The organism is Halalkalibacter flavus (assembly GCF_036663575.1).
Classification (GTDB): Bacteria; Bacillota; Bacilli; order Bacillales; family Bacillaceae_D; genus Halalkalibacter; species Halalkalibacter flavus.
This window is the reverse complement of record NZ_JAWRVK010000003.1, coordinates 71,100-84,436: the sequence shown is the minus strand read 5'-3', so window position 1 is coordinate 84,436 and position 13,337 is coordinate 71,100. Positions and strand designations below refer to the sequence as shown.

General features: G+C 38.4%; 12 protein-coding genes and 1 riboswitch. Of the genes, 2 read left to right on the top strand and 10 right to left on the bottom strand.

Features of this window, described 5'->3' with window-relative positions:
• Positions 1-127 precede the first annotated feature (127 nt).
• Entirely contained in the window at positions 128-1,843 is a 1,716-nt protein-coding gene (ptsP, locus tag SAY88_RS02905) for a phosphoenolpyruvate--protein phosphotransferase (RefSeq protein WP_332629158.1), read from the bottom strand.
• Positions 1,843-2,106: a phosphocarrier protein HPr gene (locus SAY88_RS02900; RefSeq protein ID WP_332629156.1), complete on the bottom strand. Its 264-nt coding sequence runs from the start codon at positions 2,104-2,106 to the stop codon at positions 1,843-1,845. Before SAY88_RS02900 ends, ptsP begins: the two co-directional genes overlap by 1 nt.
• Positions 2,107-2,659: 553 nt before the next feature.
• Here SAY88_RS02900 and SAY88_RS02895 point away from each other — a divergent pair.
• Positions 2,660-2,884 (top strand): helix-turn-helix domain-containing protein, encoded by a 225-nt coding sequence (locus SAY88_RS02895; RefSeq protein ID WP_034627048.1) that lies wholly within the window; start codon positions 2,660-2,662, stop codon positions 2,882-2,884.
• 172 nt (positions 2,885-3,056) lie between these two features.
• Here the strand turns inward: SAY88_RS02895 and SAY88_RS02890 are convergent, their stop codons facing one another.
• The 5 genes from SAY88_RS02890 to SAY88_RS02870 form a co-directional block, all read right to left on the bottom strand.
• Positions 3,057-3,443 carry an acyl-CoA thioesterase gene (locus SAY88_RS02890; protein ID WP_431308833.1) on the bottom strand — a complete coding sequence of 129 codons (387 nt, stop codon included), beginning with the start codon at positions 3,441-3,443 and terminating at the stop codon, positions 3,057-3,059.
• Positions 3,444-3,626: 183 nt separating this feature from the next.
• The gene (gene sdhB / locus SAY88_RS02885; protein WP_332629152.1) at positions 3,627-4,376 is read right to left on the bottom strand and encodes a succinate dehydrogenase iron-sulfur subunit; all 750 of its coding nucleotides are present in this window, start codon (positions 4,374-4,376) and stop codon (positions 3,627-3,629) included.
• Complete coding sequence (gene sdhA, locus SAY88_RS02880) at positions 4,373-6,142, bottom strand: succinate dehydrogenase flavoprotein subunit (protein ID WP_250096947.1); 1,770 nt, start codon at positions 6,140-6,142, stop codon at positions 4,373-4,375. The genes sdhB and sdhA overlap by 4 nt, the downstream gene beginning before the upstream one ends.
• Positions 6,143-6,155: 13 nt before the next feature.
• A complete protein-coding gene (locus tag SAY88_RS02875) occupies positions 6,156-6,785 on the bottom strand; it encodes a succinate dehydrogenase cytochrome b558 subunit (protein WP_250096946.1) in 630 nt (209 codons plus the stop codon).
• A gap of 295 nt (positions 6,786-7,080) precedes the next feature.
• Positions 7,081-8,433: a TrkH family potassium uptake protein gene (locus SAY88_RS02870; RefSeq protein ID WP_332629150.1), complete on the bottom strand. Its 1,353-nt coding sequence runs from the start codon at positions 8,431-8,433 to the stop codon at positions 7,081-7,083.
• A gap of 393 nt (positions 8,434-8,826) precedes the next feature.
• Between SAY88_RS02870 and SAY88_RS02865 the strand changes: the two genes are divergently transcribed.
• Positions 8,827-9,222: a YslB family protein gene (locus SAY88_RS02865; RefSeq protein WP_332629149.1), complete on the top strand. Its 396-nt coding sequence runs from the start codon at positions 8,827-8,829 to the stop codon at positions 9,220-9,222.
• Positions 9,223-9,263: 41 nt separating this feature from the next.
• Here SAY88_RS02865 and SAY88_RS02860 read toward each other — a convergent pair whose 3' ends face one another.
• From SAY88_RS02860 to trxA, 3 genes are all read right to left on the bottom strand, one after another.
• On the bottom strand, positions 9,264-10,505 hold the full coding sequence (locus tag SAY88_RS02860; protein ID WP_332629148.1) for an aspartate kinase: 1,242 nt from the start codon (positions 10,503-10,505) through the stop codon (positions 9,264-9,266).
• A gap of 117 nt (positions 10,506-10,622) precedes the next feature.
• Positions 10,623-10,810: riboswitch (Lysine riboswitch) on the bottom strand.
• A 67-nt stretch (positions 10,811-10,877) separates the two neighbouring features.
• Positions 10,878-12,656, bottom strand: coding sequence for an excinuclease ABC subunit UvrC (gene uvrC, locus SAY88_RS02855; RefSeq protein WP_332629146.1), 1,779 nt, complete (start codon positions 12,654-12,656; stop codon positions 10,878-10,880).
• 136 nt (positions 12,657-12,792) lie between these two features.
• A complete protein-coding gene (gene trxA, locus SAY88_RS02850; protein ID WP_034745400.1) occupies positions 12,793-13,107 on the bottom strand; it encodes a thioredoxin in 315 nt (104 codons plus the stop codon).
• Between the last annotated feature and the right edge of the window lie 230 nt (positions 13,108-13,337).

The window sequence follows — 13,337 nt, the reverse complement described above, 5'->3', positions numbered from 1 at the left end:
TTCACTAGGAAAAGCAAGCGATTTATGTGACAATTCCTTGCAAACATTGAGTCTCACTAAAAGATAAAAACTATTACCATTTTTTATAAAACGAAAAGAGGTTGACCAATATGTCAACCCCATCTCCTTAATCCAAGAACGCTTCACGAACTCTTTTTTCTACTTCATCTGCTGTATCCAAATAAATCATCTCATTTGCAAATGCTGCAAGTTCTTCTTTCGAGAGAGATAACATTTGGTTACGAGCTGGTAAAATGGACGTAGCACTCATACTAAATTCATCTAAACCAAGACCTAGTAGAAGTGGAATAGCAACTTCATCCCCAGCCATTTCTCCACACATTCCTGCCCACTTGCCTTCTTTATGAGCAGCATCAACGACCATCTTTACTAGGCGTAAAATAGCCGGATGGTATGGTTGGTATAAATAAGAAACGCGCTCATTCATTCTATCAGCAGCCATCGTATATTGAATCAAATCATTCGTACCGATACTAAAGAAATCAACCTCTTTAGCAAATAAGTCTGCTGCAACTGCCGTTGAAGGAATTTCAACCATCATACCAATTTCGATTGAATCTGAAACAGCAACTCCATCTGCAACTAATTTCTCCTTTTCTTCAAGAAGCATTGCTTTTGCTTGACGGAATTCATCTAATGTAGCAATCATTGGGAACATGATTTTCAAGTTACCAAAGGCACTTGCTCTAAGAAGAGCACGTAATTGAGTACGGAAGATTTCTTTTTCTTCTAAACAAAGACGAACTGCACGGAAACCTAAAAATGGATTCATCTCTTTAGGAAGATCTAAGTATGGTAGTTCTTTATCCCCACCTATATCTAATGTACGAATGACAACTGGCTTGCCTTCCATACGTTCAACCACTTCTTTATACGCCTCAAATTGTTCTTCCTCAGATGGAAGTTCCGTTCGACCCATATAAAGAAACTCTGTTCGATAAAGGCCGATTCCTTCAGCCCCATTGTTAATAACACCTTCTAAATCCTTAGGTGTTCCAATATTTGCTGCTAGTTCAACGTGCTGACCGTCTTTTGTCGTTGTTTGCTCATTTACAAGTTTCGCCCATTCTGCTTTTTGCTTCGCAAAATCATCACGTTTTTTCGTATATGTCGCAACTTCTTCATCAGAAGGTTCTACAATTACAACACCTTCTAATCCATCAACAATAACAGTCATACCAGTTTTAATTTGTGCCGTTACTTCTTTTGTTCCAACTACTGCTGGAATTTCTAAAGATCTAGACATAATAGCTGAATGAGAAGTACGTCCACCAATATCAGTAGCAAATCCCTTAATAAATACTGGATTTAATTGTGCTGTATCGGAGGGCGTTAAATCTTCAGCAATAATAATCGTTTCTTCTGAAATTGTTGCTAACGACTGAACTTCAATTCCAAGCAAGTGACCAAGTACGCGCTTGGAAACGTCACGAATATCTGCCGCACGTTCCTTCATGTATTCGTTATCCATATTTTCAAACATAGTAATGAACATTGATGAAACTTCATTCATGGCATATTCTGCGCTTTGTTTTTCACCTGTAATCTTTGCTTTCACTGCATCAACAAGCTCAGGGTCACTAAGAACAAGTAGATGAGCAGCAAAAATTTCAGCCTTATCAGGTCCAAGCTCTTTTTCTGTCTTATCTTTAATAACAGCAAGCTCTTCTTTTGACTTAGAAAGTGCATCTTCAAGACGCTTAACTTCACTGGCTGGATCTTGAATTTCTTTTAATTCAATTGTCATATCAGGCTCTTCATGTACGAAAGCCTTCGCAATCGCTACACCAGAAGAAGCAGCGATACCAGTAAGTGTTTGCATTATTCCCCTAATCCTTCCTTAATAACATCTTCAATTGCTTGAAGAGCTTCATCTGCATCTGAGCCTTCAGCCTTTACTGTAACTTCTGAACCTTTACCAACACCTAATGACATAACACCCATGATTGATTTCAAGTTTACTGATTTCCCTTTGAACTCAAGAGTAATATCTGAAGAGTATTGTCCTGCCTTGTTTACTAATTGAGTTGCTGGACGTGCGTGAATTCCCGTATCTGCTGTAATTAAAAATGTTTTTTCTGCCATAATCATCTACCTCTTTCTTTTCATTAGAATTTTAATTAAGAAAAAGAGATCTTTTTCTTTTTTTCCATATACTTATTGTCTTCTACATTTGCACATTTAAACGAAACTTACGAAAGATACTTAAAAAAGGCATAAGTAAAGAAAGGAATATGAAGATCACAATAAGCGAGTACGATTATAGAGTACCCTAACTGAGTCCCATATACACTTCAATACTTATGCCTGATCGAATCAGTAACACGTATTTAAATGCACAATTTGGAAGTAATACAATATAGTATTTTATAATGTATGCTTTCTTAAAGCCATATTTAGTATAGCATACGGATTTAACCCTTTTCAATATATTTACTAGAAATAAAGTAGAACCTTGTCGAAAATTCGATAAAAGTTAAAGAAGCAAAAATTAACTATAAAAAAGGCTAAAGTTAATGTCGAAAATAAAACACGTAGTTTGCCTCGCACACATATACTATCGAGACTAAAACCCTTCATTGGTGGGAATTTAGTCCCCACTATTCGCTCTCAGCCCGAGCAAGAAGGAGTGAACTCATTGAAAGGAGCAGAATTCGGACCTAAACCCTTACTTACGAAAAGGGAACGCGAAGTTTTCGAATTACTTGTCCAAGACAAAACAACGAGAGATATCGCACAAGAGCTTTTCATAAGTGAGAAAACCGTACGAAATCACATCTCTAATACGATGCAAAAGTTGGGAGTAAAGGGGCGCTCTCAAGCAGTTATTGAGTTAGTACGACTAGGAGAACTTGAAATATAGGTACGCTACTATTCACAGGCTCATCCGTTATTTCGTTGGATCGCTTACGTTTTAGTCGTCTCATATTTTACTGAGGTTGTCTTATAAGGATCTGTCCCCTATAAGCATATTATCTAGCGTTTGCTTATGGGGGACACAACTTATTTTTGACAGCCTCTTCTTCTGTTTTTATTTAATCAGCTAAAAGCTTTCGTGCTTCTTCATCAAAAGCAACACCGCGACCTGTTTCTTTACTTATCTGTACAATCGTTCCCCTTCCAGTTAGACAAATGTCCCCTTTCGAAGTTACGGCTACATAGTGCAAATCAACAGATGATGTTCCAAGCCTTTGAACTTTTACTCCAACTTGTAATTGCTCATCAAAGGGGACTTGTTTATGAAAGTCACATTGAAGATCGGCTACTACAATAATCTGAGAATAGGAAGCTTTAGACCACTTTTGCATCAAACCTAACTCTTTAAACAAAGCTATCCGTGCATCTTCAAAATAAACAAAAGCATTTGTATTATTTAAATGACCGAACGCATCTGTTTCTGAAAACCTAACCTGTACAGGCATAAAAAAATCAAAAGAGTTTTTCCAGCTTGCTATATCTTGGATGTAAGACGGTGCTCTCAATTCAACCACAACCTTTTCTTATACTTTGATACATTTGTTACTAATAATAATTTGAAAACGATTACTTATATACCTTAGAAAAGGTCTAATCTCTTACCTAAAAAGAGATTAGACCTTTTTCAATTAAGCACCAAAGAAATTTTTAAAGGATTGTAATGTTGTTGATCGGTTTAATGCAGCAATCGATGTTGTTAGCGGAATGCCTTTTGGACACGCCTGCACACAGTTTTGAGAGTTTCCACAGTTCGCAAGCCCACCGTCTCCCATAATCGTTTCTAAACGCTCTTCTTTATTCATTTCACCAGTTGGATGAGCGTTAAATAATCGAACTTGAGATAATGGTGCCGGTCCAATGAACTCAGATTTGCTATTTACGTTAGGACACGCCTCCAAACACACACCACATGTCATACATTTTGAAAGCTCATATGCCCATTGACGCTTTGTTTCAGCCATACGTGGCCCTGGTCCAAGGTCATATGTTCCATCAATTGGAATCCATGCTTTCACTTTCTTCAGAGAGTCAAACATCCGACTACGGTCAACAATTAAGTCACGAACAACCGGGAACGTCTTCATTGGTTCAAGTCGTATTGGCTGCTCAAGCTGGTCGACTAAAGCCGTACAAGATTGACGAGGCTTGCCATTAATCACCATTGAACACGCACCACATACCTCTTCTAAACAGTTCATATCCCAAGCAATTGGTGTCGTCTCTTTTCCACTAGACGTTACAGGGTTACGACGAAACTCCATTAGTGCTGAGATGACATTCATGTTCTGACGATAAGGTACTTCAAACTCCTCTACATAAGGAGCACTGTTCGGATCATCTTGACGTGTTACTTTAAATTTAATTGTTTTTTCACTCATGATTTAGCAGCTCCTTGCTTCTTTTGTGAGTAGTCACGTTTACGCGGCTTAATAAGCGACGTATCAACTTCTTCCCATGAAAAGTCAGGACCATTTTTCGCAGGGTTAAATGTTGCCTTCGTTGTCTTTAAGAATTCTTCATCATTACGTTCAGGGAACTCCGGCTTATAATGAGCCCCGCGACTCTCATTACGGTTGTATGCACCAAGTGTAATAACACGAGCTAAGCTTAACATTCCGTCTAATTGACGTGTAAATGATGCACCTTGGTTGCTCCATTTAGCTGTATCGTTGATGTTAATATTTTTATAACGCTCCATCAACTCTTGAATCTTCTCGTCTGTTTTTAACAGCTTCTCATTGTAACGAACTACGGTTACGTTGTCAGTCATCCATTCACCAAGTTCTTTATGAAGAATGTAGGCATTTTCCTTTCCGTCCATCTTCATAATGTCATCAAATGCTTGTTGCTCTTTCTTCACTTCATTTTCAAATAAAGAAGAAGGCATCGAATCAGCAGTTTTATCTAAGCCGTTCATGTATTCAACAGCTTTCGGCCCCGCTACCATACCACCGTAAATAGCTGATAGAAGCGAGTTAGCACCTAAGCGGTTTCCACCATGTTGCGAATAATCACACTCACCAGCTGCGAATAACCCAGGAATGTTTGTCATTTGATCATAATCAATCCACATACCTCCCATAGAGTAGTGAACAGCCGGGAAGATCTTCATTGGTACTTTACGAGGATCATCACCCATGAACTTCTCATAAATTTCAATTATTCCTCCAAGTTTGATATCAAGCTCTTTCGGATCTTTATGAGAAAGGTCAAGATAAACCATGTTTTCACCATTAATTCCAAGCTTTTGCTCAACACACACATCAAAAATTTCACGTGTAGCAATATCACGAGGAACTAGGTTACCGTATGCCGGATATTTTTCTTCAAGGAAGTACCAAGGCTTGCCATCTTTATATGTCCAAACTCGTCCACCTTCACCACGAGCAGATTCACTCATTAGACGAAGCTTATCATCACCAGGGATTGCTGTTGGGTGAATTTGGATAAACTCACCATTAGCATAGTGAACACCTTGTTGATAAAGCTTAGCAGCTGCATAGCCAGTATTGATAACTGAGTTTGTTGATTTACCGAAGATAATCCCTGGGCCACCAGTAGCCATAATAACGGCATCTCCTTGGAAACTACGAATCTCAGATGATTTCAAATCCTGAGCAGTAATCCCGCGACAGGTTCCTTCATCATCAACGACAGCTGAGAGGAATTCCCATCCTTCATACTTCGTTACTAATCCACTTACTTCATGTCTACGAACTTGCTCATCAAGTGCGTACAATAATTGCTGACCTGTTGTTGCACCCGCAAATGCTGTACGGTGATGTTGCGTTCCACCGAAACGACGAAAGTCTAGTAAACCTTCAGGAGTACGGTTAAACATTACTCCCATACGGTCCATTAAGTGAATAATTCCAGGTGCTGCTTCTGTCATCGCTTTTACCGGAGGTTGGTTTGCTAAGAAGTCTCCACCATAAACTGTATCATCGAAGTGCTCCCATGGAGAGTCTCCTTCACCTTTCGTGTTAACCGCACCATTAATTCCACCTTGTGCACAAACTGAGTGTGAACGTTTTACCGGAACTAATGAGAAGAGATCTACGGGTACCCCTTTTTCTGCTGCTTTAATTGTTGCCATCAGACCAGCTAGTCCGCCTCCGACAACAATAATTCTACCTTTACTCATATTGACCCACTCCTTAAATGTTTGCTAAGTCTGGATTAATGAATGCTAGAATTGCTCTAATTCCAACAAACGTTAATGCGAAGAAAATACCCATTGTTACATATGTTGCAATTTGTTGTGAACGTGGTGTTACTGTAATCCCCCAAGATACTGCGAATGACCAAAGACCATTAGCAAAGTGGAACGTCGCTGCAATAACCCCAACAATATAAAATACGATCATAAAAGGATTGCTGAAAATATTAGCCATCATATCAAAGTTTACTTCTGCACCGAACGCAGCAGCTACTCTAGTTTCCCATACATGCCACGTAATCCAAATTACTAGAAATACTCCAGTCCAACGCTGAATACGGAACATCCAGTTACGGAAGAACCCATATCTAGCTGTGTTATTTTTTGCTTGGAATGCAATGTATAATCCATAAATTGCATGATAAAGCAGTGGAATAAAAATTAAAAAGATTTCTAGAAGATAACGAAATGGTAAGTTTTCCATAAAATGAGCTGCCTGGTTAAAAGCACTAGCACCTCGTGTTGCAAAATGGTTAATTACAAAGTGTTGAACTAGGAATAGTCCAACTGGAATGACACCAAGTAAAGAATGTAGCTTACGATTAAAAAATTCCCGATTGCCAGCCATACCTTTTTCCCCCCACAAATGATTTTTTCCTACCAAACATGTAACTCGATGATTTTTTTCTATCCTTGTATAGTATATTGAGGCTAGCAAACAAAATATGATAGATTGCAAGCATCAATATTATGAAACTTTTAGCAAGTTTCTGTGAAAAAAATCTGACAAATTTATTGTACTCCCAACAGATAACATCGTCAAGAAAACGTATACAACTCTTCCAAGATTCTTATAGAGAAAAAAGCCCTGTACAAAGGGCTTTTCAACGAAAATAACAATATTTCCATTTTATCTACTAAATTTACCCGATAATAATTCTTTCTGTCGGATATTTAAAGTGTGTTTTCGTTTCACGTTTTCGAACAGAGAACAGAAAAGCGATTAATCCAACTCGACCTATAAACATCAATATAATTAGAACAGATTGACTTGCTATAGATAAGTCAGGAGTTATCCCCATTGATAATCCACATGTACCAAACGCAGATGCTGTTTCAAAAATGATAGCAAGCAAAGTGACATTTGGGTTTCTTGACTCAAAAGCAGTAATAAGCGTAACTGCTGCAAATAATAAAACAAGGAAAACAGATAAGACAATGAAAGCCTTTTGTTTGTCTTCAGGATGAATTTCACGCCCAAAAACTTTTACATCTTCTTTCCCAAGTGCGAAACTGCGAATTGTCAAAAACATTACAGCGATCGTGGTAGTTCGAATTCCCCCACCTACACTGGACGGACTTGCTCCAATAATCATTAAACCAGAAATAAAAAGCAAAGTTGCTGGATTTAATTCCGAGATATCCATTGTGGCAAGACCACCACTTCTGGAGGTTGCTGAATTAAACACAGAATAAAACAATTGTTGATGCCACTCAAGACCTACATAATAATGGCCACTTTCAAGCGCCCAAATACCAATTACCCCTAAAACAAAAACTGCAAAATAAGTAGTAGTTGTTATTTTTGTAAATAAACTAAACTTGAAATTCTCATCTTTTTTTGAAAAGTACTCTTTTATTTCAAGTAGTACTGGAAATCCTATAGCTCCTCCAAAAATGAGCAATATTGTTACAAATTGAACGTAGTAATCATTTGCAAACGGAATTAGTGATTCTCCCGTTACATCAAACCCTGCGTTCGTAAAAGCGCTGAGTGATGCAAATGCCCCTTGATAGTAGGCTTGTCCGATCGTATCAAAATACCTAATATAATATGTACCAAGAATAAGGGCGCCTATTGCTTCAATAATTAAAGCTACGATTAATATCCCTCTCATTAAATTAACAAGTCCCGAAAAATTAATCTGGTTTTGGTCAACCATTATTAGCATACGCTGAGCAAAATTAATTTTTCGACCAAATAACATCCAGACGAAAGTTCCCATCGTCATAATACCAATTCCACCAAGTTGAATAGCCATAGCTAAAAAAATAATTCCGATGTAGCTATACGTTTCCGAAACATTTACAACCGTTAACCCAGTCACACTTACGGCACTTACCGAAGTAAATAAAGCTTCAGAGTATGTTAAAGTTACACCGGGCTGATGGGAAATTGGTAAATATAATAGAAGACTGAATATCACCATTGCAACAATATATGAAATAATGATGATCCTAAAAGGTGAAAGAAATTGATTCAACCCTGATTTCATTTTTTATGTACCTCCGATTTATTCGCGGTTAAGTATACCATTTTAAGAGGTGAATGAAAAAGGGCGGGGTTCCCCTTTTTCTTTCACCTCGAAGCGATGAGCGTAGCCGCCGTGATGCTTTAAGCCCAAAGGAGTGGGGTTCTCCTTTGAGCGCACGGCGTGTGGAGCCAGCGCCACTTCTTCGCTTTTTTTCAAAAAGGGCGGGGTTCCCTTTTTCTTTCACCTCTCCTACTTTCGTTCTGTATTCCAGCTTATTCCTTGTACCCAACAACGACATCGTTTATGATCAAAAAGTAAATATATTTCAAAGGCATTTGGAACGATAGTATACATAGACGATCGACAAGCTGTCTGATCATTTTGGCTTCAAAGTATGGAGAGGGGCATGTTTTTATGGAAGTTCGAACAGATCAATTTGGGTATGACCTTATTCGAAATGACGTTCTGCAAGACCTATTAGGTAAAGATCATGATGCCATTTTATATTGGATTGGAAGGTCGCTAGCCAGAAAATATCCAGTTTCAACAGTTGAAGATGCCATCCTTTTTTTTGAAAAAGCTGATTGGGGTAATCTTTCGAAACTTAAAGAGAAGAAGCAATTGCAAGTGTTTGAATTAAAAGGGTCATGGATGAACAATGATGATAAGCGGTGCTATCAACTAGAGACTGGCTTTCTAGCTCAACAAGTTGAAATGTGGTTAGAATGTATTAGCGGAGCTACCTATTCAAAAACGAAAGATAGTGTCCTTATTACCGTTGAAACAGATAAACGTGATTCAATTCAATAAAAAAAGTGAAGCTCAGTTAGCTTCACTTTTTTTACCTTTATTTACACTGTAACAACAGCTTCTTCAACTTGTTCTGCAAGCTTAAATTCTTCATGCAACATTTCTACAGCTAAGACCATATCTATCTCTTGGATAACGACAGACACTTTAATTTCTGATGTACTGACCATTTTTACGAAAATATCGTTTTTAGCTAAGACGTCAAACATTTTTGCTGCAACACCTGGATTGGATACCATTCCAGAACCTATGATTGAGACTTTCGCTAATTCTTCTTCAAACGTTACATCCTCAAATTGCAATTCATCTTGAGCTTCCTGCAAAACAGCAAGAGTTCCTTTTAATGAGCTTTGTGTAATGGAAAATGAGATATTTACGTGTTCGTCATCATATTGATTTTGAATAATAATATCCACATTCACTTGATTTTCTGACAATGTAGTAAATAGTTTTGATAATGTGTCTAGTCGATTAGGTAAGCCTTTTACCGTTACCTTTGTCACATCATTCTCAAATGCAATTCCTCGGACGATTAAATTTTGTTCCATCGATACTTCCTCCTCTATCATGGTTCCTACTGTATCTTCCATACTAGATGCAACCATAAGTGGTACATCATAATTCTTCGCAAACTCAACCGCTCGTGGGTGTAAAACCCCAGCCCCAAGATTAGCCATTTCAAGCATTTCATCATAAGAAATAGAGTGTAACTTTCTCGCTTTCTTCACGTAACGCGGGTCCGTCGTAAAAACACCTGTTACATCTGTATAAATATCGCAACGACTCGCCTTAAGAGAGGCTGCAAGTGCTACCGCTGTTGTATCAGAGCCTCCTCGACCAAGAGTGGTAATTTCACCGCTTTCACTGATTCCTTGGAATCCCGCAACAATGACAACCTTACCCTTAGCTAGTTCTGCTTCAATTCGGTCATTATTAATTGATTCAATCCGTGCATTACCATGACTAGCTTCCGTTTGCATACCAGCCTGCCAACCAGTTAATGAGATTGCCTCGATGCCTCTAGCTTGTAATGCCATTGAAAGCAATGAGATCGTTACTTGTTCTCCAGTTGTTAGTAACATGTCCATTTCCCTTTTACTTGGCGAATCTGTAATCTGGTTAGCCAAAGAAACTAATTCATCTGTAGACTTCCCCATTGCCGATACAACAACGACAAGCTCATCTCCTGCCAACACTGCCCGTTCTACTCTAGATGCGACATGTTGAATCCTTTCTACTGAACCTACTGACGTTCCGCCATATTTCTGTACAATTCTAGCCATAATCCGATTCCTCTCCTTGTTCCTCACGTTGTGATGGAATGCAAAAAAGCAACAATAAGGAAAACCCCCTCACTGTTGCATGTATACCAGTCCGGTACCACACTGCTCCCTGTTCTCTCGTGAGATAGTTCTCCACATACCACTTGGGTCTAGGTATGTGACAGCCCTATGCTTCTTCAACATAGGTCCAGCACTAGAAAGATGAGTCTTTCTTGCACTTCGGCGAATTCCCCTTTCATCCTTCTTCAACGAGCCTCATTACTCTCGGAAAGCCTACTATTGGTTTTCGCTCCTCTACCAATCACTTCGTTTGAAGTGTGGCATATTCAATTGATTAACATTCTAGCAAAAAATCAATCTAATCGCAAGAGATTATTTATCGTTTCCATTTAATGTTTCAACGATGGTTTGAGCTATCTTTTCCGGAATCGATAGCTTTCTTAACTCATCAACACTTGCTTCTTTCAACTTTTTCACCGATCCAAAATGCTTCAGCAGCTGGCGCTTTCGTTTTTCTCCTACTCCAGGGATATCATCTAATTCCGATTTAAAGAACGTCTTTGAACGAGTTTGCCGATGAAAAGTAATAGCAAAACGGTGTACTTCATCTTGAATTCGTTGTAACAAATAAAATTCATGGCTGTCTCGCTTAAGAGGAACAATAGCAGGGGGGTCTCCCATTAGCAATTGAGATGTTCGATGCTTTTCATCTTTTGCTAAGCCACAAACAGGAATGGATAGCCCAAGCTCGTCAACGATTATCTCTTGAGCAACAGCAATTTGGCCTTTTCCTCCATCAATAACGATTAAGTCCGGCAAAGGAAGAGACTCTTTTAAGAGGCGGACATATCTTCTGCGAATCACCTCACGCATCGAACCATAATCATCTGGTCCTTCAACCGATTTAATTTTATATTTTCTATATTCTTTTCTGCTTGGCTTTCCATCTACAAAACAAACCATTGCTGAAACAGGATCTGTTCCTTGAATATTAGAGTTATCGAACGCTTCAATTCGATATGGAGTCTGAATCCCCATTGCTTCCCCTAATCGATCGACCGCTTTTATTGTTCTTTCCTCATCACGTTCAATTAACGAAAATTTGTCTTTCAGTGCAATAGCAGCATTTTGATTTGCAAGGTCAAGTAGCTCTTTTTTCTTCCCTCTTTTTGGATGATGTGTTTTCACTTCTAACAGTTGTTCCATCAAGTCTTTGTCTACTTCATCGGGAAGTAATATCTCTGCTGGCTTTATATGTTCTTTTTTCATATAAAACTGTCCAATGAACGTCATTAAATCTTCAGATGCCTCTTTATAAAAAGGAAAAATGGAAACATCCCGTTCAATTAGCTTTCCTTGACGAATAAAGAACACTTGAACACACATCCATCCTTTATCATAAGCAAAGCCAAAGACATCGCGGTCAACGAGGTCACCAATCATCATTTTTTGTTTTTCAATAACGGTATCCATATGGGCAAGCGTATCACGTATTTCTTTTGCTCGTTCAAAATCCATATCTTCTGCTGCTTTCATCATTTTCTCAGTGAGCTGTCCTTTAATTTCATCATGGCCAGAGCGAAGAAATTTCGTAATATCTTGAACCATTGCTTGATTTTGCTCTTTTGTAACCTCTGACACACACGGAGCAAGACATTGTCCAATATGGTAGTATAAACAAACTTTATCAGGAAGCGTCCGGCATTTTCTCAGTGGATAAAGTCGATCCAGCAGCTTCTTTGTTTCATTTGCCGCTCCGGCATTTGGATAAGGGCCAAAATACTTCCCCCCATCTTTTTTCACTTGGCGAGTCGTAATCAGCCTCGGATGCTCTTCATTTGTAATTTTAAGATAAGGATAAGATTTATCATCCTTTAACATGACATTATATTTCGGGTCATGTTTTTTAATTAAATTCATTTCCAGGATTAATGCTTCAATATTTGATGAGGTAACAATATATTCGAAGTCAGCAATCTCACTTACAAGACGCTGTGTTTTTCCATCGTGTGAACCAGTAAAATATGATCGAACTCTATTTTTTAGTACTTTTGCTTTTCCAACATAAATAATTGTATTTTGCCGATCCTTCATTAAATAACAGCCAGGCTGATCAGGAAGAATCAATAATTTTTCTTTAATTTGACTCATCGTATTCCACCTCACCTTCTATTGTTCGCTAGAAGGCAAACAAATGCAAGTTAGAAAAACTGGAATTACACGAAATGTAAATAAAAGAAAAAGTGACCCCTTCATCCCTTTTCGAATAATGGAGTCACTCTAAGCTTTATAGATGTTTATTTAGAAGCTCAGCTAAAGCTTCTTTCGGTTGAAACCCAACTACTTGGTCGACAACTTCTCCATCTTTGAAAACAAGAAGTGTCGGGATGCTCATGACGCTGTATTTTCCAGCTGTCTCTTGATTCTCATCCACATCAAGCTTAGCAATTTTTACTTTATCGCCCATTTCAGAATCTAGTTCTTCAAGGACTGGAGCAATCATCTTACAAGGTCCGCACCACGGTGCCCAGAAGTCTGCAAGAACAACTCCTTCACTTGTTTCAGAAGCAAATGTTTGATCTGTTACGTTTACGATCGCCATATTAAAATCCTCCTTTTTTCCTTCACATGATAACTTCAGCACAATTATACCAAACACTTCCACTGCTGGCGAATTTATTGCTCACCCTTATTGTTTCCTGACTTTATCCCTTTTGATTCCCGTACTTTTTGTATTTTGCTTATTTCCGGAATCATTCCTCCCTTCTGCAACCACTAAAAAAGACGAAAATCAAAATGATTTTACGTCTTTTTTTCCACAACTAGCCTATT

What these genes read in the sequence shown, in the direction of transcription:
- uvrC (WP_332629146.1), bottom strand. Translation starts at nt 12,656, where the DNA reads ATGAGTCAAATTAAAGAAAAATTATTGATTCTTCCTGATCAGCCTGGC.
- SAY88_RS02865 (WP_332629149.1), top strand. Translation starts at nt 8,827, where the DNA reads ATGGAAGTTCGAACAGATCAATTTGGGTATGACCTTATTCGAAATGAC.
- trxA (WP_034745400.1), bottom strand. Translation starts at nt 13,107, where the DNA reads ATGGCGATCGTAAACGTAACAGATCAAACATTTGCTTCTGAAACAAGT.
- sdhB (WP_332629152.1), bottom strand. Translation starts at nt 4,376, where the DNA reads ATGAGTGAAAAAACAATTAAATTTAAAGTAACACGTCAAGATGATCCG.
- SAY88_RS02860 (WP_332629148.1), bottom strand. Translation starts at nt 10,505, where the DNA reads ATGGCTAGAATTGTACAGAAATATGGCGGAACGTCAGTAGGTTCAGTA.
- ptsP (WP_332629158.1), bottom strand. Translation starts at nt 1,843, where the DNA reads ATGCAAACACTTACTGGTATCGCTGCTTCTTCTGGTGTAGCGATTGCG.
- SAY88_RS02875 (WP_250096946.1), bottom strand. Translation starts at nt 6,785, where the DNA reads ATGGCTGGCAATCGGGAATTTTTTAATCGTAAGCTACATTCTTTACTT.
- SAY88_RS02890 (WP_431308833.1), bottom strand. Translation starts at nt 3,443, where the DNA reads ATGCCTGTACAGGTTAGGTTTTCAGAAACAGATGCGTTCGGTCATTTA.
- SAY88_RS02900 (WP_332629156.1), bottom strand. Translation starts at nt 2,106, where the DNA reads ATGGCAGAAAAAACATTTTTAATTACAGCAGATACGGGAATTCACGCA.
- sdhA (WP_250096947.1), bottom strand. Translation starts at nt 6,142, where the DNA reads ATGAGTAAAGGTAGAATTATTGTTGTCGGAGGCGGACTAGCTGGTCTG.
- SAY88_RS02870 (WP_332629150.1), bottom strand. Translation starts at nt 8,433, where the DNA reads ATGAAATCAGGGTTGAATCAATTTCTTTCACCTTTTAGGATCATCATT.